The sequence below is a fragment of the Pseudomonas sp. Z3-6 genome (assembly GCF_051131985.1).
Lineage (GTDB): Bacteria > Pseudomonadota > Gammaproteobacteria > Pseudomonadales > Pseudomonadaceae > Aquipseudomonas > Aquipseudomonas zanjanensis.
Window position 1 is genome coordinate 3,283,952 of record NZ_CP071644.1, and the last position, 18,659, is coordinate 3,302,610.

The following is an 18,659-nucleotide window of genomic DNA, read 5'->3' on the forward strand; positions in this document are numbered from 1 at the left end:
GCTTGCATGGATGTTGAATGTGCTGGCCTCTTCGCGAGCAAGCCCGCTCCCACAGGGGGATTTTGGGTGAATTCAGATCCTGCAGTCACTCCGAAACCAATGTGGGAGCGAGCTTGCTCGCGATGACGGCGGTCCAGTCAACATTGATGTCAACTGATCCACCGCTATCGCGAGCAGGCTCGCACACAGGAGATTTTTGGTGCCCATAAAATGACCTTTCAAGGCTGATGGCAGTCGCTCCCGATTCTTGATGCCGATCAATTGCAACCCTGCGTTTTGTCCGTACTCTTCACTGCATATTGTGTTCATAGATCTCAAAAAACCTATATGTAGTGTCTGGAGCCAAAATGCAGAGCACGTTGATCTCAGTAGGCTGTAACCGCTTGCACAAGCGCGATGGCAGTGTGGTCGCCTTTGATGCGGACAAGATCCGCCAGGCGTTGATCGCCGCTGGCAAGGCTACCGGCGAATACGCCGAAGCCGAGGCCGAAGGCTTGCTTGAGGCGGTATTGGCGCGGTTGGAAGGGCAGACTCGGTTGAATGTCGAGCAGATCCAGGACCGGGTCGAGCGTGTGCTGATGGACGCCGGGTACTTCCTGTCCATGCGCGCCTACATCGTCTACCGCGAGCAGCACGGACGCCTGCGTCGGGATCGCCGTACGCTGGTGGAAGTCGCCACGTCGATGAACGAATACCTGGATCGTGAAGACTGGCGCGTGCAGGCCAACGCCAACCAGGGTTATTCCCTGGGCGGGCTGATCCTCAACGTGTCGGGCAAGGTCACCGCCAACTACTGGCTCGACGAAGTCTACAGCCAGGCCATCGGCGAGGCGCACCGCGAGGCAGACCTGCATATCCACGACCTGGACATGCTCGCCGGCTACTGTGCCGGTTGGTCCTTGCGCACCTTGCTGCACGAAGGTCTCAACGGCGTGCCCGGGCGGGTCGAGGCTGGGCCGCCCAAGCACTTGAGCAGTGCCCTGGGCCAGATGGTGAATTTCCTCGGCACCCTGCAAAACGAATGGGCCGGTGCCCAAGCGTTCAGCTCGTTCGATACCTACCTGGCGCCCTATGTGCGCAAGGATCAGCTCAGCTACGACGAGATTCGCCAGTCGTTGCAGGAGTTCATCTACAACCTCAACGTACCGTCGCGCTGGGGCACGCAAACCCCGTTCACCAACCTGACATTCGACTGGGTCTGTCCCCAGGACCTGCGTGAGCAGATCCCGATCATCGGCGGCGAAGAAATGCCGTTCGCCTACGGTGACCTGCAAGCGGAAATGGAGTTGATCAACCGCGCCTACATCGAGGTGATGCAGGCCGGCGATGCGAAAGGCCGGGTCTTCACTTTCCCGATCCCAACCTACAACATCACTCACGACTTCCCGTGGGACAGCGAGAACGCCGACCGGCTGTTCGAAATGACCGCCCGCTACGGCTTGCCGTATTTCCAGAACTTTCTCAATTCGGACATGCAACCCAACCAGGTGCGCTCGATGTGCTGCCGCCTGCAACTGGACGTGCGCGAGCTGCTCAAGCGCGGTGGCGGCTTGTTCGGCTCCGCGGAACAGACCGGCTCCCTGGGGGTGGTGACGATCAACTGCGCGCGCCTGGGCTACCTGTACAAAGGCAACACCAGTGGGTTGCTGCAACGCATCGATACCCTGATGGAACTGGCGAAAGAGAGCCTGGAGGTCAAGCGCAAGGTCATCCAGCATCACATGGATGCTGGCTTGTATCCCTACACCAAGCGCTACCTGGGCACGTTGCGCAATCACTTCTCCACCATTGGCGTGAATGGCCTTCACGAAATGCTGCGCAATTTCACCGATGACCAGGAGGGCCTGCACACCGAACAGGGCCGGGCCTTCGCCCTGAAACTGCTGGACCACGTGCGCGCCACATTGCTGCGTTTCCAAGAGGAAACCGGCCACCTCTACAACCTCGAGGCCACGCCCGCCGAAGGCACCACGTACCGCTTCGCCAAGGAAGACCTCAAGCGTTACCCGGATATTCTGCAGGCCGGCAGCTCGGTCGCACCGTACTACACCAACTCCTCGCAACTGCCGGTGGGCTTCACCGAGGATCCGTTCGAAGCCCTGGAGCTGCAAGACGAACTGCAATGCAAATACACCGGCGGCACCGTGTTGCACCTGTACATGGCCGAGCAGATTTCCTCCACCCAGGCCTGCAAGCAACTGGTGCGCAAGGCCCTGGGACGTTTCCGCCTGCCGTACCTGACCATCACGCCGACCTTTTCCATCTGCCCGGTGCACGGCTACTTGGCTGGCGAACACGAGTTCTGCCCGAAATGCGACGAGGCCTTGCTGCTGCAACAGCAGTCGGCAGGCAGCGTTCACTGATCCGATCCATCGACCGTTAGGAGCTTTACCCATGAGCGCAGTACAAACGATTCCACAGGCACAGCGTCAACGTTGCGAAGTCTGGACCCGGGTGATGGGTTATCACCGCCCGGTGGCGGCCTTCAACCCGGGCAAGCAGTCCGAGCACCGCGAGCGGGTGCACTTCACCGAACGCGCGGCCGGGCGTCCATGAGTCGAGTGCTACGGGTCGGGGGCATGGTGCCCCTGACCACCCTCGATTACCCGGGCCAACTGGCCTGCGTGCTGTTTTGCCAGGGGTGTGCCTGGCGTTGTCGTTATTGCCATAACCCGCAACTGATCCCGCCGCGCGGTAGCGAAGAGGTGGATTGGTGCCGGGTGTTGGCGTTTCTGCAACGCCGGCAGGATCTGCTCGACGCCGTGGTGTTCAGCGGCGGCGAGCCAACCTTGCAGGACGGCCTGGGGCCGGCCATGGAAGAAGTGCGGCAGATGGGTTTTCGCATCGGCCTGCACAGCGCTGGCATCAAGCCGGCGGCCTTCGCCAAGGTGGTTGGGCAAGCCGATTGGGTGGGCTTCGACGTCAAGGCCTTGCCCGAAGACGCCCTGGACGTGACTCGGGTCGAAGGCAGCGGCGCCGCCAACTGGCGCAGTCTTGATCATTTGCTGGACAGCGGCGTGGACTATGAATGTCGCACGACGGTGCACTGGCATCTGTTCGACCCCGAACGGTTGCTGACCCTGGCCCGGCGCCTGAACGAGCGTGGCGTCAGCCGCTTTGCCGTGCAACTGGTGCGCACTGCCCGGATGCTTGATCCCCATCTTTCCAGCGTCTCGGCGCAGGCCTTGCAGCCTGAGCTGTGGGCGGCCATGCGCGAGTTGTTTCCTTCGTTTGTGTTGCGCAGTTGAGTGGTGGATAGCGGTGGGTCTGCTGGCAGGGATGTCGTCTGACACGCCCCCTTCGCGAGCAAGCTCGCTCCCACAGGGATCTGTGGTGAATACAAATTCAACAATCACCCCGAAACCATTGTGGGAGCGGGCTTGCTCGCGAAGGCGGTTTGTCAGTCAATGTATATGTAGCTGACCCGACGCATTCGCGAGCAAGCCCGCTCCCACAGGGGAATTGTGGTGGGGATGGCTTTTGTGATCCCCCGCAATCCCTCGATCACCAACCCCAGAATTGCAACCACCAGCCATACCCCACCCAGCCGCTGGCCAGGACCAGGCAGGCCATGGCGGGCAAGCGTCGGATCGGCGATGCCACGCTTGCCTGCAGGCGCTTCCAGCCCAGCCACAGGCTCCAGGCGATCGCTGCCGTTAAAAGCGCGGCCCGGGCCGGCGTTACCCACTCCAGCAACAGGCCTTCATAGCGCAACAACTTGACCGTGGTTGCCGACAAACCGAGGAACAACCCGGCACCGCCAAGGGGCGTCAGGGTGAGGGCCAGGGGCTGGTAGTTTGTCGTGTCGCCTGAGAGCCATGCGGCCAGGCGCATGAGAAACAGCAACGAAGTGCCCATCAGCAGCGCACTCAGGCCCAGGTACGCGACGATGCAAAAGCCGTCGAGCCAACTGAAACTGTCATTGAGGTGCGGGTAGTGGGTCAGCAACCACCAGGGCGCGTTGTCCTGGAGTGCCCAGAGCCAATCGTGACTCACCAGCCATTGGGCCAGGCTTTGCTTGAGGTTGATGAACCAAGGGCTGACGGTCCACTGGAACGCGCCCATGGCCAGGCCGATGACACCGAACAGCAGCAGGCGAGCGTCCCAGGGGGAAAGTGTGTTGGCCGTCGCCTGGAGAATTTCCGCGTTGCTGGAGCGGGCAATCAGCCGTACCGCGTCGCGCTGGCCGCTGCAACGACCACAGGCGTGGCAATCGGCTGCGCCGCGCAGGCGACGGATGTCCAGCAGCGGTGCGCAGTTGGGGGGCGGGCGCCGGGGCGGCGGGTTTTCCAGCCAGCGTTGTTCATCCACCTGAAAGTGCACCGGCGCCAGGCGAGCGAGCAGGGCAAACACACCGCTGACCGGGCACAGGTAACGGCACCACACCCGCTTGCCCCGGGCGAACAACAGGCCGACGATCACTGCGGCGACGGTCGAGCCGCCGAGGATCAACAGCGCTGCCTGGGCATAGTCGTACACGCTGATCAACTGGCCGTAGACCGTGGTCAGGCAGAACGCCAAAGTCGGCCAGCCAGCCCAGCGCACCCCGCGCGGCACCCCGAGGCCCTTGCCGTACTGGCTGGCCCATTCGCTCAAAGCGCCTTCCGGGCACAACACGCCACACCAGAGGCGACCGAACAGCACGATCGACAGCAACACGAACGGCCACCAGATGCCCCAGAACAGGAACTGCGCCAGCAGCGTCAGGTTGTCCAACAGCCGCGCCTGGCTATTGGGCAATGGCAACATGGCCGGCACCACCAACAGCACCGCGTAGAACAGCACCACCGCCCATTGCACCGCACGAATTGCCGAGCCATGGCGACGCATGCCGTCGCCCAGGCGTTGGAGCCAGGGGTTCAGGTCGGGCATGGCAGGGTTTCCGCCTTACGTGGTCGCAACCAACCCGCGACCACTCCCCAATAGCCCAGCCACACCAGCAACGTCATCGCACTCGGACTGGCGCGATACCCAGCGAAATCCGCCAGGAACCCACCCAAACCGTGGCCGTCGTCGAGGAGCGCACTGCTGTCCCACAGCGCGTCGCCAATGCCGCGATACACCGCCTCGGGCCAATCCATCGCCAGCAATTGCCCGCCGACCCGCTCGAAGGCGCTGACCAGCAGTGCCGCGCCCAACAGCAGCAGGATCGTTTCGCTGATGGCAAAAAAACGCGGCCACGAGATGAACCGGCGACTGCTGTGCAGCAGGGAGACGGTCAGCAGCGACAACACCAGCCCGGCCAGTGCGCCCACGGCGAACAAGCCCAATGGCGGCCCCTGCAGGCGCGCACCGGCGCCATACAGGAAGACCACGGTTTCACTGCCTTCGCGGCTGACGGCGAGCAAGGCCAGGACCAACAGGCCCAGGCCACCCTGGCGGCCCAGGCGCTGGTCGGCGTGGCGTGTCAGGTCATGCTTGAGCGTCCGTGCGTTTCGGTGCATCCAGCCGACCATCTGCACGATCAGCAAGCTGGCGACCAAGGCCAACGCCGCCTGGAACCATTCACTGGTGGTACCGCTCATGGCCTCGCCGGCGAGCAGGATCAGGCCGGCCAGCACGCCGGAAAGCAGCAAGCCCAACGCCGCGCCGGCCCATACATAACGTCGCAGTTGGCTGGCCTGTTGCTGCTGGCTGACCCAGGCCTGGAGAATCCCGATCACCAACAATGCCTCGACGCTTTCGCGCCAGACAATAAACATCGATTGAGTCATGCTAACGCCTCCTGCTGGCCGATTACCGGGCGAGAATCCCGCCCTCGGGCAGTTGCGGATTGAATTCGTCGAAAAACGGGTAGTGCCCAGGGCGCAGCGGATGAATGACCACGAACGTCGTAACACCGGGCGAGAGCACTTTCTCGACGCGCAATGGCGTGCTTTCGAACTCCGCCGGGCCCTGGCCGACATTTTTCAACACGATCTTGAAACGTTGCCCGGCCGGTACTTCCAGTTGCGGCGGCGTAAAATGCCCGTCGCGGATGCTCAATTCATAAGTGGGCAGTTCGGCCTGGGCGATGGATGGCAGCAGCAGACCGACCAGCGTCAGCCAGGCTAGGCAGGACAGCCAGGATCGGTGGTTCATGTTCAGTACCCGCCTTTTTTACCGACCCCGGCGTAGACGAATTCGTAGTGCAGTTCGCAGCGTTCGAACCACGGCGCCACGCCGGTTTCCTTGTCGGTATGACGACCGAGGGAGGCGTGGCCGCCCGGTGGCAGGACGGTGAAGGTCAATTGATATTTGCCAGGGCCGAGCAGCTTGACGTTGTCGCCGTAGTGCGGCCCGTCGTTGGCGACCATGGCGTGGAAGTCGCCCTTGAGCGCGGTGTCGTTGCCTTGTTTCTTCAGTTGGAACGACACGTTCAGATAAGGCACGAAACTGCCTTCCTGGAAGCCTTGCTGGTTGTCCGCGGTGGCGCGGATGTCGGCTTCCAGGTGCACGTCGGACTCGGCCGTGGCGCGCATCATCCCGGCGGGGGCCATTTCGATCGGTTGCAGGTACACCGCGCCGACTTCCAGCCCCGGGCACAGTTGCGGTTCGCCGATGGGGTATTCCTTGGCCTGGGCTAATGTTGGCAGCAACAGCAGGGCGAGGGACAACGGAGCAAGGGTACGCATGATGACTTCCTGGTTGGCTAAAGGATGGCGCCGAGTCTAGGAAGCTTCGCTGCGAATAATAATGATTCTTGTCAATTTTCAGCGTGAATTTTTGATCGGTGAACGTCAGTTCGTTCCCGTGCGGCTGTTCTTGATCAGGATCAAGGGCGGCAGTGGCCCGCCGGAGTAGGGTACGGGTACACCCATTGGTTATGCGGGGGCCTCATGGCAAAGCCGTTTCCCATCAGTCCCAAGCATCCCGAGCGCATTTGCTGGGGGTGTGATCGTTACTGTCCGACCAGTGCGCTGGCCTGCGGCAACGGTGCCGATCGCACGATGCACCCGGCCGAGATGATCGGCGAGGACTGGTACCTGCATGGGGATTGGGGGCTGGAGTTGGTCGACGTTACCGCGAAGGTCATCGATCCAAGCGCTACTCACCTGAAGGAATAAGGTGAAGGAATAAGGGTAAACCTGTGGCCAGAGATTGCTCCCGCTGGACTGCGCAGCAGTCCCAAAAAACTTGCGGTCGCTGCGCAACCGAGCGGGAGCAAGCTCCCTCGCCACAATGATCACCCACAGGCCTTGATAACCGTCTCGCTCAGGGCCGATCAGAGCTTCGGCAACTGCCCGATCCGCCCCATCATCTCGGTCACGATCTGCAAGTCCAGCAGGAACTGCTCCACCGTCTTGAACTCATTGTCGTTGTGCCCGGTGTACTTGACGTTGGGCATCGCCAGGCCGAATTGCACGCCGTTGGGCAGGTCATGGACCGAGGTGGCGCCGGCGGAAGTGCCGAACGTGTGTTCCATGCCCAGGTTCTCCGTGGCGACGGCCAGTAGCGCCTTGACCCATTCACCTTCGGGATTTCGGTACATCGGTGCGTCGATAGTGTTGTCGAAGGCTACGGCGACCTGGGACTTCTTGGCCCAGGCGGAGAGCTTATCGTTGATTTCAGTCTTCAGCGTTTCGGTTGGCTTGCCCACCGGCACCCGCAGGTTGACCGCCAGCTTGAAGGTCTGCTCATCCATGCCGACGTAGGTCAGGGACGCGGTCAGCGGCCCCATGAATGCATCGGAGAAGCCAATCCCCAGCTTGTTGCCCAGATAGTCCAGCCCCCAGTTGTCGGCGGCGTAGCGGGCGGCGTCGGTGATGTGGTTGTGCTTGAGGGCGACCTTGCCGTCGAGACCGTTGATGAACACCAGCATTCTGGAGACCGGGTTGACGCCTGATTCGGGCTCGGAGGAGTGGGCCGAAACGCCAGTGAAGGTCAGCTTGACCGCGTTGTCGGCCACTGCGCTTTTTACCTCAAAGTCGCCGCCATTGGCCTTGGCGAATTCGGTGCCGGCCTTGAGCAGGTTCGCTGCCAGATCTGTGGGCTTGTCGGTCACGAAGGTCGCCACCGAGGTCGACGGGATCTGGTTGGTCGCCATGCCCCCCGTCAACGCGATGATTTCGGCGCCCTTGCCCTGGGCCGCGCGGCGAGGGAAGTTGGCCATGACCGTGCCGTAGCCTTTCTCGGCGATCACCACGGGGTAGCCGCCATCCAGCGCCAGGTTGTAATTGGGCGTCGGGTTGCGTTCGAAATAATAGGGGATGGCGTCGCCGGTGGTTTCTTCGGTGGTGTCGACCAGCAGCTTGAAGTTGCGCGCCAGCGGCAGTTTTTCTTCCTTGATGATTTTCATGGCGTAGAGCGTCACGACGATACCGTTCTTGTCGTCCTCGGTACCGCGGCCATACATGCGATCACCCACCAGGATGACCTTGAACGGATCGAGGCGCGTACCGTCTTTCAACACCCAGTTCTCCGGCGTGACCGGGACCACGTCGGCATGGGCGTGGATGCCAACGACTTCATCGCCGCTGCCTTCTAGGGAAATCTCATAGACGCGGTTGTCGATGTTGCGGAAGTTCAGGTCGAAGGATTCGGCGAGGCGCTTGATCTCGTCGGCGATCTTGAGGAATTCCGGGTTCTCGTGCTGGGCAACGCCGTCCTTGCGATAGGTCGGGATGGCGACCAGTTCCTTCAGCGTCTCGGTGGCGGCTTCGCCGTATTTCACCCGAGCGTAAAGGCCCAGCAAGCGGTGGATTTCGTTCTGTTGTTCAGCGGTCAGCGTCTTGTTGTCTTGGAAGGCGCTGATGGCCGGGCCGAGGTCGGCGGTTTTGGCCAGGTCGCTCTTGGCGACCTCTCCAAGGAAGTGCCTGAAATCCTTGACGGAGGTGTCGGAGAAGGTTTTGACGATGGCCGCGCTTTGTTGTGCGGTGATGTTGGCGCTGGCCGACATCGCGAATGACGGCAGGCTGGACAGTATGAGGGTGGCAATGGCAAGACGCTTGAACGGGAAGTTCATGGTGGCAGGCATTCCTTTGCAGGGGAGAAGTGTCGTTTGATGGAAACAATCACTTACAACCTAACACCATGAGCGCGCGGCGGGGGAGCCCCTTGAACACGATTTGTCGCCCGGAAAAGCGAAAACGACGTAGAAATGAAACATCCATTCCAAGCACCGATACTCTGTGTGGGAGCGGGCTTGCTCGCGAAGAGGCCAGCACATTCAACATCATCGTTGACTGTTATGCCGCCTTCGCGAGCAAGCCCGCTCCCACAGGGACCTGTGGTGGATGCATGTTTTGTGAACGCCCGAAACCCAATGTGGGCGTGCTATTGCTTAATGCGGTGCGCGCGGGATCGTCTTGAGCAGGTCTTCCGGGCTGATATGGCCTACCACGGGCTGCGCCGTGCTGCCGGGCAATGGCAGGTCGAGGATGTGGCCCTTGATCTTGCCGACCACGTGCATCTCGCAAGGTTTGCAGTCGAACTTCAGCGTCAGCACTTCATCACCGTGGATCAGCTGCATCGGCGCGACCTTGGTGCGCACGCCGGTGACGCCCTTGGCCTGCTTGGGGCACAGGTTGAACGAGAAGCGCAGGCAGTGCTTGGTGATCATCACCGGCACTTCACCGGTTTCCTCGTGGGCCTCGAAGGCCGCGTCGATCAGCTTGACCCCGTGGCGATGGTAGAAGTCCCGGGCCTTCTGGTTGTAGACGTTGGCCAGGAACGACAGGTGCGACTCCGGGTACACCGGTGGCGGGCTGGTCTCGGCCTTGCGGCCACCGCGTGGGTGGGCCTTGATGCGGGCGGCGGTCAGGGCTTCGATGGCTTCGCGGCGCAACGCCTTGAGCTGCGAGTTGGGGATGAAGAACGCCTGGGGCGCATCCAGCTCGATGGCGGTGGCGTGGTATTCGGTGGTGCCCAGTTGACCGAGCAGGTCGTGCAGTTGCTCCAGGGCCTGTTCCGGCTTGTTCGCCAGGCCGAACGGCCCATCGAGGGCAACACTGGCGCTAATGCCTTCTTCGCTGGTGGCGGTCAGTTCCAGGCGTTCTTCACGCAGGCACGCCACCCAGGCCAGGCCGACCCGACGCTCGGAAGAGGTCTTGAGCAATGCTTGCTGCCAATTGTGGTCCAGGTTGCGGCTCAACGGATGGTTGGGGCGCAACTGGTACATACCGGCTGGCATCTCGTTGGGTTCGACGCGGTAGCGGTAACGCTTCTGGCCATCCTCTTCGAACTCACCCTTGGGCTCGGCGATGTTGGCGCGGAAACCGACGACTTCGCGCTTGACCAGCACGTTGAGGCCGTCGCCGTTGGACAGTGGATCGAAGGTCACCACTTGCAAGTCGCGCTTGCCGACTTTTTCCACCACGCCCACCGGCACGCCGGTGAAGGTCGGCGAGTCGAAGGCGCCGATGTCGATCTTGCGCTCGCTGACGAAATAGTCGGTGCTGCCACGGTGGAAGGTCTTGTCCGGGTCGGGAACGAAGAAGTGTGCGGTGCGGCCGCTGGACGCACGGGCCAGGTCCGGGCGGTCTTCAAGGACATCGTCCAGGCGCTGGCGGTAATAGGCGGTGATGTTCTTCACATAGCCCATGTCCTTGTAGCGCCCTTCGATCTTGAACGAACGCACGCCGGCTTCGACCAGGGCGCGGATGTTGGCGCTCTGGTTGTTGTCTTTCATCGACAGCAGGTGTTTTTCATAGGCGACCACCCGGCCCTGGTCGTCCTTCAAGGTGTAGGGCAGGCGACAGGCCTGGGAGCAGTCGCCACGGTTGGCGCTGCGGCCGTTCTGGGCGTGGGAGATGTTGCACTGGCCGGAAAAGGCCACGCACAACGCGCCGTGGATGAAGAACTCGATGGCCGCATCGGTCTCGTCGGCGATGGCGCGGATCTCCTGCAGGTTCAGCTCACGGGCCAGGACCAGTTGCGAGAAACCGGCCTGGTCGAGGAACTTGGCCCGGGCCAGGGTGCGGATGTCGGTCTGGGTGCTGGCGTGCAGCTCGATGGGCGGGATATCCAGCTCCATCACCCCCAGGTCCTGGACGATCAACGCGTCGACGCCGGCATCGTACAACTGGTGGATCAGCTGGCGGGCCGGCTCCAGTTCGTTGTCGTGCAGGATGGTGTTGATGGTCGTGAACACACGGGCGTGGTAGCGGTGGGCGAATTCCACCAGCCGGGCGATATCGCCCACCTCGTTGCAGGCGTTGTGACGTGCGCCGAAACTCGGGCCACCGATGTACACGGCGTCGGCGCCATGCAGGATGGCCTCGCGGGCGATGGTCACGTCGCGGGCGGGGCTGAGCAATTCCAGATGATGTTTGGGCAAGGACATTTGTTTTTAGTCAGGCTGGTCACGGTCGAAGCGCGCATTGTAGCCGCCAGGCGCCTCGCCGGCACCTGTGGACTTGGGTTTGCACGATTCTGACCGATGCGCGGCGCTCTCGCGGCGTTCACCCCGACGTCGTGCCAGCGCTGCACCAACGGTTTCGCCCGGTGTTTTTCGCCAGGTACAAGAAGGCGTCCGCGGCCTTGATCAGCACCGCCGGGGTTGCATCCTCGTCGCTCGGCTGGCTGGTGGTGATGCCGGCGCTGATGGTCACGATGCCCAGGGGATGATCGCCATGTTCAATGTTCAAGGCCCTGACGGCTTCGAGGATTTGCTGCGCGACCTTGGCCGCCCCGGCACTGTCGGTGTTGGGCAACAACACGGTGAACTCTTCACCGCCGTAGCGCACCGCGAGGTCGCCCGGCCGCTTGATGGTCTGCCCGATCGCGTCCGCAATCGCCCGCAGGCAATCGTCGCCGGCGGCATGGCCGTACCGGTCGTTGAAACGCTTGAAGTAATCCACATCCAGCATGATCAGGGCCAGGGATGAGCCCTGGCGCCTGGCCAGGCGTAGTTCATCGGCCAGGGCGATGTCCAGCCGCCGGCGGTTGCCCAGCCCGGTCAGGCTGTCGGTCAGCGCCATGTCGCGCATGGCCTGGTGGGCACTGCGAATCTGCTTTTCCATGGTCATGCGGTAGCGCAGCTGGCTCAACACGATGAGCCCGAAGCCCACCAGGATCGCAATGAGGAAAATCAGCACCAGGCCGGTCTTGAGCAGGTCCCGGCGCCAGGGCGCGATGATCGACTCGCGGGACAAGCCGGTTTCCACCACCAGCGGATACGTGGTCAAGGCCCGGTAGCCATACAGGCGCTCGGTATCGTCGACGACGGCCCTGGCTTCGGCAACCCCTTGGTTGGAGGTGGGTAAATGCTCCCTGAAGATCACGCTGTTGACGAGGCTCTTGCCAATCACCGAGGCGAGGAAGGGACGTCGGACCAGGATCGTTCCGCTGCGCTTGGCCAGGACCAGCGCGCCTTTGCCATCGATTTTGAAGTCGCCGTAGTAGTCGACGAAATAGCTGACCTTCACGGTCCCCAGCATTACGCCGGCAAACGAGCCATCGGGGTTGTTCAGGCGGCGGGAAATAGGAATGATCAGGTCGTGGGTGGAACGGCTCTGGACCACGTCACCGATGCGCACGCCTCGATCCTCATGGGTGCGATGGTATTGGAAGTAGTCACGGTCGGCGTTGTTCGCCATTTCCGGGATGACTTTCTTGTCCGTCACCAGCCATTGGCCGTCCGGGCCGTAGATAAATAGCCCGTGCAATTGCGGCATGATCGCGGCCTGTTGCACCAAGAGCTTATGGATGCGCGGGACGTCCATGTTCTGCAGGCCATCGCCCTCCACCCGTTCGGCGAGGGCGGCGGTGACCACATCCACTTGTCGAATGGTGTCTTCGGCGTGCTGGGCCGTCGCCCGTGCCAGGTTCGTCACCGAGTCCCGGGCAGACGCAAACGCGGCACGGTAATCGCGCCAGGTTCGCCAGCCTTCGACGGCCAGGAAGGCGATGACGACCACCAGCATGAAACTCACCGTCAGCCGAAATGCAGCTCCGGCCCGCACAGCCTGCTGGGAGAAGGCTTCATCCGGGCTTTCGATCTTGGGCTCTGGCTGCTTGCGTCCGAGCATTCACATATCCTTTCCACGACGGGTCTGCGCCTTTCCAGGCGTAGCCTATCCTATTCGATTTCAGCACGTTAGCTAACTGCGACGAGTCAGGTATAACCGGCGACACACGATCGAGGAGAAAGGTTTCGTGAAAATTGGCGTGATTTCGGACACCCACGGCCTGCTGCGCCCTGAAGCGCTTGCGGCGCTGCAAGGCTGTGAGCGGATCATTCATGCGGGTGATATCGGCAGCCCGGAAATCCTCGATGCCTTGGCTTCCATTGGCGAGCTGCAGGTGGTGCGTGGGAACAACGATCTGGACGCCGAATGGGCGGGACACCTTGCCGATTGCCTGCAATTCGACTTGGAGGGATGGCAGGTCCTATTGGTCCATGACATCGCGGACGTGCCGGCGCCACTCGACCCGGGCGTGCGGCTGGTGATCACCGGCCATTCCCATAAGCCGCTGATCGAGTGGCGTGGCGAGCGGCTCTATCTCAACCCAGGCAGCGCCGGCCGGCGACGGTTCAAGTTGCCGGTGACGCTGGCGCTGCTGGAGGTGAGCGAACAAGCGATCGAGCCGCGGATCGTGCCATTGCTCCCGTGACGGTCTACCTGAAGTACTTGTCCACGTAGGCCTGTATTTCCTTGCGCATGAAACGCCCGGATTCGTCCGCCCGTTCTTCCCAGCCGAACACGCATGCGGTGACGATGCCGTCGAAGCCAGTCTTGGCCAGTTCGCTGAAAAACAGGTCCCAGTCGATCTCGCCCTGGTGCATGTCCATGTGTTGGTGGACGGTGACCTTGGCGCCCGGGGGGTTGACGATGTAGCGCAGGCCGGACGAGGCCTTGTGGTTGTAGGTGTCGGCGATGTGGACATGGGCGATCATCGACCCGGCCTCGGCGATCATGGCTCGCATGTCGTCGCCGAAGTAGAAGGTGTGCGGCGTGCAGTACAGGAACTTGACGTTGTCCGAACCAATGGTCTTGAGCATGTCGAGGGCCGGGTGCAGGGTTTCGCACCAATCCTCCGGGTGAGGCTCGACGTTCAGCGTGACCCCCTCGCTTTCCAGGATCGGCACCAGTTCCTCCATCGAACGCCACCACGCCGCTTCGCTCGATTCGTGGCTGTGCACGCCACCGCAGCAACTGACTTTATGCCCACGATCAGGCGACGGCCCACGGCCAAACTCCGAATTCATCGTCGTGCAGCCCATGTCCACGGCGACCTGGATCGCCTCCTTCCAGTAGTTCACCGCTGCCCGGCGTTCGTCTTCATGGGGGCTGGCCCAGCGGTACATCGGCAGCAGCGAGGCCAATTGCAGGTCGTGGTCGCGCAGGGCTTTCTTGAACTCGGCGATGCGCTCCTTATGGGCGCGGGGGCGTACCCACCAGGGCAGGAAGTCCTCCCGTGGCGACAGTTCCAAGTACTCGAAGCCGAGCTCGGCGGTCTTGCGGCACAGGTCCGGCAGGCTCAGGTGGCGATGCATGTAGGGGTCGAGGGCGATTTTCATTGTTGTTCTCCATTGTGCAACGTTCATTACCTGTGGCGAGGGAGCTTGCTCCCGCTGGGGCGCGAAGCGGCCCCCTTTTTGGGACTGCTGCGCAGTCCAGCGGGAGCAAGCTCCCTCGCCACAGGGGTATTGCGTTGACTGAATTACCGGGATCAATACGCGACCCAGGCGGCATCGTTGTTGGCGGACTCCACACAGCGCTCGACCCAGCGCACACCTTCCACACCCGCATTGATGTCGGGGTAGCGCAGGGCAGCCAGCGTCTCGGCATCACCGCGGTTGGCTGCATCCATGGCCAGGGCGAAGCGGCGATAGAGGTTGGACCAGGCTTCGAACAGCCCTTCGGGATGGCCGCCACCGATGCGGTCGTCCTGCCGCGCGTCGGGGTGCAGGTAGCCCATGCCGCGCTCCAGGATCTGCGCGGGTTGGCCCTGGATCTCGACGCTCAGTTGGTTGGGCCGCTCGTCCCACCATTCCAGGCTGGCACGGGCGCCGATCACGCGGATCTTCTGCCCGTGCATCGAACCGGCATTCACCGCGCTGGACCAGACCATGCCCATGGCGCCGTCTTCGTATTCCATCAAGGTGTAGGCGTTGTCTTCCAACGGCGCGCGGCTGGCGACGAAGCTTTGCCGGCTGCACATCAAGCGTTTGATCTTCAGATCAGGCAGCATCACCTTGGACAAATACAACGGGTGCGTGCCGACGTCACCCAGTACGTAGCTGGGCCCGGCCTGGCGCGGGTCGACGCGCCACTGGGTCGCCTGGTTCCCGGCCTCCACCGGCGCGCTGTGAAAACCATGGGCGAACTGCATGTGCACCATGCGGATCTCGCCCAGCTCCTGGGCCGCGATCATCGCCCGGGCCTGTTCGATCAACTGGTGCCCGGCGTAGCCGTAGGTCAAGCCAACGATGCGCCCCTTGGCGTGCGCCAGGCTGCGCAGGGCCTCGGCCTGTTCGAGGGTAAAGCACAGCGGTTTTTCGCAGACCACATGCAGTCCGGCTTCCAGGGCGGCGTGGGTGATGGCGTAGTGGGTGCCGTTGGGCGTGGCGATCGACACCGCTTCAATCCCATCGGAACGTTGCGCCTCCAGCTCGAACAGACTCAGATAATCCGGATAGCAGCGCTCGGGGTCGATGCCCAACTGCTGGCCAAAGACTCGGCCCCGGGTGGGATCGATATCCAACGCCGCGGCGACCAATTCGAAGTTCCGGTCGCGCAGGGCGGCCGAGCGATGGATGTAGCCGATCTGGCTGTGTTCGCCGCCACCGACCATGGCCCAGCGGATGGGGCGCGTGAGGGTTTTGCTGCCGTTGATCATGTCGTTGTCCTTGTGTGATCAGAAACCAATGCCGGCCAGGTAGGCGCGACTGGCGGCCACGTCGTCGAGGCTGCTCCCGGCGTTGCGTGGGTCGCGTTCCTGTTCGACGGTGATGCAGCCCACATAACCCAATTCATGCACGAGGCTGTGCAGCGCCGGGTAATCGATGACACCGCGCCCGATAGGGCACATCACGCCCCAGGCGCAGGCGGCGAAAAAACGGAGGTGTTCGTTCAGGACCTGATCGAACACCATAGGGTCGATGTCCTTGAAGTGCAGGTAATCCAGGCGATGGGCGTAGGTGCGCAGCGACGCGACCGGGTCCATGCCGGCGTAGTACAGATGCCCGGTGTCCAGGCACAGCCCGGCGACTTCATGGGGTATGTCGTCCACCAGGCGCGCCAACTCGTCGGCGAACTCGATGTATCCACCCGCGTGAGGATGGATGACGGCGCGAATGCCGTATTGATGCCAGGCGATGTCGGCGATGGCGCGGATGTGCGCCATCATTGCGTTCCAGCGTGCATCGTCCAGGCGCGGGGCGCGGTCCGAATGGCCGGCTGCGTAGTCGCGCACTTCGTGGCCCCAGTCGATGATCACCAGATAGGGCCCGGCATGGCGCTGGCCGGCTTGCTGTTCCATGGGCGGCAGTTGTTTGAGCAGCGTGCAGATTTCATGGGTCTGGCGCAGCAGTCCGGGCAGGTTGGCGGGGCTGACGAGGTCGTCGAAGATCGTCCCGGCGACCACCTGCAGACCCTGTTCGAACAAGGCGGGGCTGACGGTTTCGGCGTCTAGCGGCAGGTAACCGTACGGCCCCAGCTCGATCCCGCGATAGCCGGCCTCGGCCGCATCCCCAAGCACCCGCCGCCACGGAGGCAGGAAAGGGTTCTTGACGTCGTCGACGCCCCAGCAGCAGGGCGCGGTGCAGATATGGATCGTCATGGGGCACTCCGGCTGTGTTTGTTTTTATGTGCTTGGCCTGATGCTATTGAGTTGTCGGAAAGGGGGCCATGGGGCGATGGCTTAATCTGTCAAAACCCCTCATGATGCCGAACAGAGGTGTCAAAACATGTCAGAACGCCGCCGTAAACTGCGTCCCACCATGGCCGATGTCGCTCGGGAGGCGGGGGTCAGCCTGTCCACCGTCGACCGGGTGCTGAACCTTCGCGCCGATGTGCGTGCCGATACCGCCCAACGCATCGCCGCGGCTGCCGCGCGGTTGGGGTTCCATGCCAAGGGTGTGATCGAACAACGGGTGCTCAACGACCGCCCGACCTTGCGGCTTGGCTTCTTGTTGCAAAAAAGCGGCGTGCCTTTTTACCAGGGGCTCGCCCATGCGCTATCGAACGCCGCCGCGACCTGCACGCGAGCACGGATCCGCGTGGTCATTGGTTACCTGGACGATCTCGACCCGGTCATCGTCGCGCAACGCATCCTGGCCCTGCGTGATCAAGTGGACGGCCTGGGCGTGGTGGCAGTGGACCATCCACGGGTTCGGGAGGCGGTTGCGAAATTGCGCGAGACGGGCGTTTCGGTGGTGGCGTTGCTGTCGGAGCTGTCCAGCGCCAGCGGCACGGGGTACGTCGGGTTGGACAATCGACTCACCGGTCGCACGGCAGGCTGGTTCATCAGCCGCTTGGCGAATCGACCTGGCCCCGCGGCCGTCATGCTCAGCAGCCAGCGTTTCCAGTGCCAGGAACTCTGTGAGCTGAGCTTTCGCAGTTACCTGGCCGAGCATTCCAGCGAATGGGAGTTGCTCGCGTCGCGCTTGACCCTGGAGGACGATGAATTCGCGTATGGCAATACGCTGGATTTGCTGACAGCCGAGCCCGACCTGGCCGGGCTGTATGTGGCCGGTGGCGGCATCGCCGGCGTGTTGCGTGCCTTGCGCAGCCTCCAGGCGCAGCAGCTTCGCCTGCCCGTGGTGGTGTGCCACGACCTGACGCCGTTGACACGCGAGGCGTTGAAGACGGGGTTGGTTCAGGCGGTGCTGTCTCATCCTGTCGTGACCATGGCCGAACAGGCGGTAGAAGCACTGGTCGAGGCGGCGACAGCCACGCCACCAGGCTCGGCGCCGAGACGGGTGGTGCCGCTTCAGATTGATGTGTCGGAAAGCACTTGAGTTCCCGCTGCATTCTGAGCCACCGCTATCTCAACATCATTGTTGACTGACATCCCGCTTTCGCGAGCAGGCTCACTCCCACAGGGAGTTGATGGTGAATGTGAATTCTGCGGTCAACCGGCAACAGTGTGGGAGCGAGCCTGCTCGCGAAGGCAATTCCAAATTCAACATCATCATTGACTGACAATCCGCTATCGCGAGCAGGCTCGCACAGGGAACTGATGGTGAATGCAGATCTTGCGGTCAACCGGAGATCTTGTGGGAGCGAGCCTGCTCGCGAAGGCAATTCAAAATTCAACATAGTTGTTGGCTGACATTCCGCTTTCGCGAGCAAGCCCGCTCCCACAGGGGATGGGTGGTGAATGCAGGTCTTGCGATCAACCGGAGATCTTGTGGGAGCGAGCTCGCGAAGGCAATATCAAATTCAACATCATTGTTGACTGACATCCCGCTTTCGCGAGCAAGCTCGCTCCCACAGGGGTTGGCGGTGAATGCAGGTCTTGCGGTCAACCGGAGATCTTGTGGGAGCGGGCTTGCTCGCGAAGGCAATATCAGATTCAACATCATCCTTGACTGACAATCCGCTTTCGCGAGCAAGCCCGCTCCCACAGGGGTTGGTGGTGAATGTAAATTCTGCGGTCAACCGGAGATCTTGTGGGAGCGGGCTTGCTCGCGAAGACAATATCAGATTCAACATCATCCTTGACTGACAATCCGCTTTCGCGAGCAAGCCCGCTCCCACAGGGGTTGGTGGTGAATGTAAATTCTGCGG

General features: G+C 62.2%; 16 protein-coding genes. 6 read left to right on the forward strand and 10 right to left on the reverse strand.

Annotation, left to right across the window (positions count from 1 at the left end):
* Positions 1 to 347: 347 nt before the first annotated feature.
* The 3 genes from J3P88_RS14845 to J3P88_RS14855 are packed head-to-tail and all read left to right on the forward strand — an operon-like array spanning position 348 to position 3,248.
* The gene (locus tag J3P88_RS14845) at positions 348 to 2,363 is read left to right on the forward strand and encodes a ribonucleoside triphosphate reductase (RefSeq protein ID WP_434576147.1); all 2,016 of its coding nucleotides are present in this window, start codon (positions 348 to 350) and stop codon (positions 2,361 to 2,363) included.
* A gap of 31 nt (positions 2,364 to 2,394) precedes the next feature.
* Positions 2,395 to 2,556: an anaerobic ribonucleoside-triphosphate reductase gene (nrdD, locus tag J3P88_RS14850; protein WP_030137643.1), complete on the forward strand. Its 162-nt coding sequence runs from the start codon at positions 2,395 to 2,397 to the stop codon at positions 2,554 to 2,556.
* Positions 2,553 to 3,248 carry an anaerobic ribonucleoside-triphosphate reductase activating protein gene (locus tag J3P88_RS14855; protein WP_225917587.1) on the forward strand — a complete coding sequence of 232 codons (696 nt, stop codon included), beginning with the start codon at positions 2,553 to 2,555 and terminating at the stop codon, positions 3,246 to 3,248. The genes nrdD and J3P88_RS14855 overlap by 4 nt, the downstream gene beginning before the upstream one ends.
* A 256-nt stretch (positions 3,249 to 3,504) precedes the next feature.
* On the opposite strand, the gene J3P88_RS14860 is transcribed toward J3P88_RS14855, so the two are convergent.
* The 4 genes from J3P88_RS14860 to J3P88_RS14875 are packed head-to-tail and all read right to left on the reverse strand — an operon-like array spanning position 3,505 to position 6,614.
* The gene (locus J3P88_RS14860) at positions 3,505 to 4,872 is read right to left on the reverse strand and encodes a 4Fe-4S binding protein (protein ID WP_434576150.1); all 1,368 of its coding nucleotides are present in this window, start codon (positions 4,870 to 4,872) and stop codon (positions 3,505 to 3,507) included.
* Positions 4,860 to 5,714 carry an FTR1 family iron permease gene (locus J3P88_RS14865; RefSeq protein WP_434576152.1) on the reverse strand — a complete coding sequence of 285 codons (855 nt, stop codon included), beginning with the start codon at positions 5,712 to 5,714 and terminating at the stop codon, positions 4,860 to 4,862. Before J3P88_RS14865 ends, J3P88_RS14860 begins: the two co-directional genes overlap by 13 nt.
* 22 nt (positions 5,715 to 5,736) lie before the next feature.
* Positions 5,737 to 6,081: a cupredoxin domain-containing protein gene (locus J3P88_RS14870; RefSeq protein ID WP_434576154.1), complete on the reverse strand. Its 345-nt coding sequence runs from the start codon at positions 6,079 to 6,081 to the stop codon at positions 5,737 to 5,739.
* 2 nt (positions 6,082 to 6,083) lie between these two features.
* Positions 6,084 to 6,614, reverse strand: coding sequence for an iron transporter (locus J3P88_RS14875; protein WP_434576156.1), 531 nt, complete (start codon positions 6,612 to 6,614; stop codon positions 6,084 to 6,086).
* 204 nt (positions 6,615 to 6,818) lie between these two features.
* Between J3P88_RS14875 and J3P88_RS14880 the strand changes: the two genes are divergently transcribed.
* The gene (locus J3P88_RS14880; protein WP_186705795.1) at positions 6,819 to 7,046 is read left to right on the forward strand and encodes a DUF3079 domain-containing protein; all 228 of its coding nucleotides are present in this window, start codon (positions 6,819 to 6,821) and stop codon (positions 7,044 to 7,046) included.
* Positions 7,047 to 7,204: 158 nt separating this feature from the next.
* Here J3P88_RS14880 and J3P88_RS14885 read toward each other — a convergent pair whose 3' ends face one another.
* The 3 genes from J3P88_RS14885 to J3P88_RS14895 form a co-directional block, all read right to left on the reverse strand.
* Positions 7,205 to 8,944 carry a dipeptidase gene (locus tag J3P88_RS14885; protein WP_434576158.1) on the reverse strand — a complete coding sequence of 580 codons (1,740 nt, stop codon included), beginning with the start codon at positions 8,942 to 8,944 and terminating at the stop codon, positions 7,205 to 7,207.
* A 318-nt stretch (positions 8,945 to 9,262) separates the two neighbouring features.
* Positions 9,263 to 11,263 carry a peptidase U32 family protein gene (locus J3P88_RS14890; RefSeq protein WP_434576160.1) on the reverse strand — a complete coding sequence of 667 codons (2,001 nt, stop codon included), beginning with the start codon at positions 11,261 to 11,263 and terminating at the stop codon, positions 9,263 to 9,265.
* A gap of 118 nt (positions 11,264 to 11,381) precedes the next feature.
* On the reverse strand, positions 11,382 to 12,950 hold the full coding sequence (locus tag J3P88_RS14895; RefSeq protein WP_434576162.1) for a sensor domain-containing diguanylate cyclase: 1,569 nt from the start codon (positions 12,948 to 12,950) through the stop codon (positions 11,382 to 11,384).
* 127 nt (positions 12,951 to 13,077) lie between these two features.
* Between J3P88_RS14895 and J3P88_RS14900 the strand changes: the two genes are divergently transcribed.
* Entirely contained in the window at positions 13,078 to 13,536 is a 459-nt protein-coding gene (locus J3P88_RS14900; protein WP_434576164.1) for a metallophosphoesterase family protein, read from the forward strand.
* Between the two features lie 4 nt (positions 13,537 to 13,540).
* Here J3P88_RS14900 and J3P88_RS14905 read toward each other — a convergent pair whose 3' ends face one another.
* The 3 genes from J3P88_RS14905 to J3P88_RS14915 form a co-directional block, all read right to left on the reverse strand.
* Complete coding sequence (locus J3P88_RS14905) at positions 13,541 to 14,443, reverse strand: sugar phosphate isomerase/epimerase family protein (protein WP_434576166.1); 903 nt, start codon at positions 14,441 to 14,443, stop codon at positions 13,541 to 13,543.
* Between the two features lie 152 nt (positions 14,444 to 14,595).
* Positions 14,596 to 15,765, reverse strand: coding sequence for a Gfo/Idh/MocA family protein (locus J3P88_RS14910; RefSeq protein WP_434576168.1), 1,170 nt, complete (start codon positions 15,763 to 15,765; stop codon positions 14,596 to 14,598).
* 18 nt (positions 15,766 to 15,783) lie between these two features.
* Positions 15,784 to 16,707 (reverse strand): TIM barrel protein, encoded by a 924-nt coding sequence (locus J3P88_RS14915; protein WP_434576170.1) that lies wholly within the window; start codon positions 16,705 to 16,707, stop codon positions 15,784 to 15,786.
* A gap of 127 nt (positions 16,708 to 16,834) precedes the next feature.
* Here J3P88_RS14915 and J3P88_RS14920 point away from each other — a divergent pair, with 127 nt between their 5' ends.
* Positions 16,835 to 17,887 (forward strand): LacI family DNA-binding transcriptional regulator, encoded by a 1,053-nt coding sequence (locus J3P88_RS14920; protein WP_434576172.1) that lies wholly within the window; start codon positions 16,835 to 16,837, stop codon positions 17,885 to 17,887.
* Positions 17,888 to 18,659 lie beyond the last annotated feature (772 nt).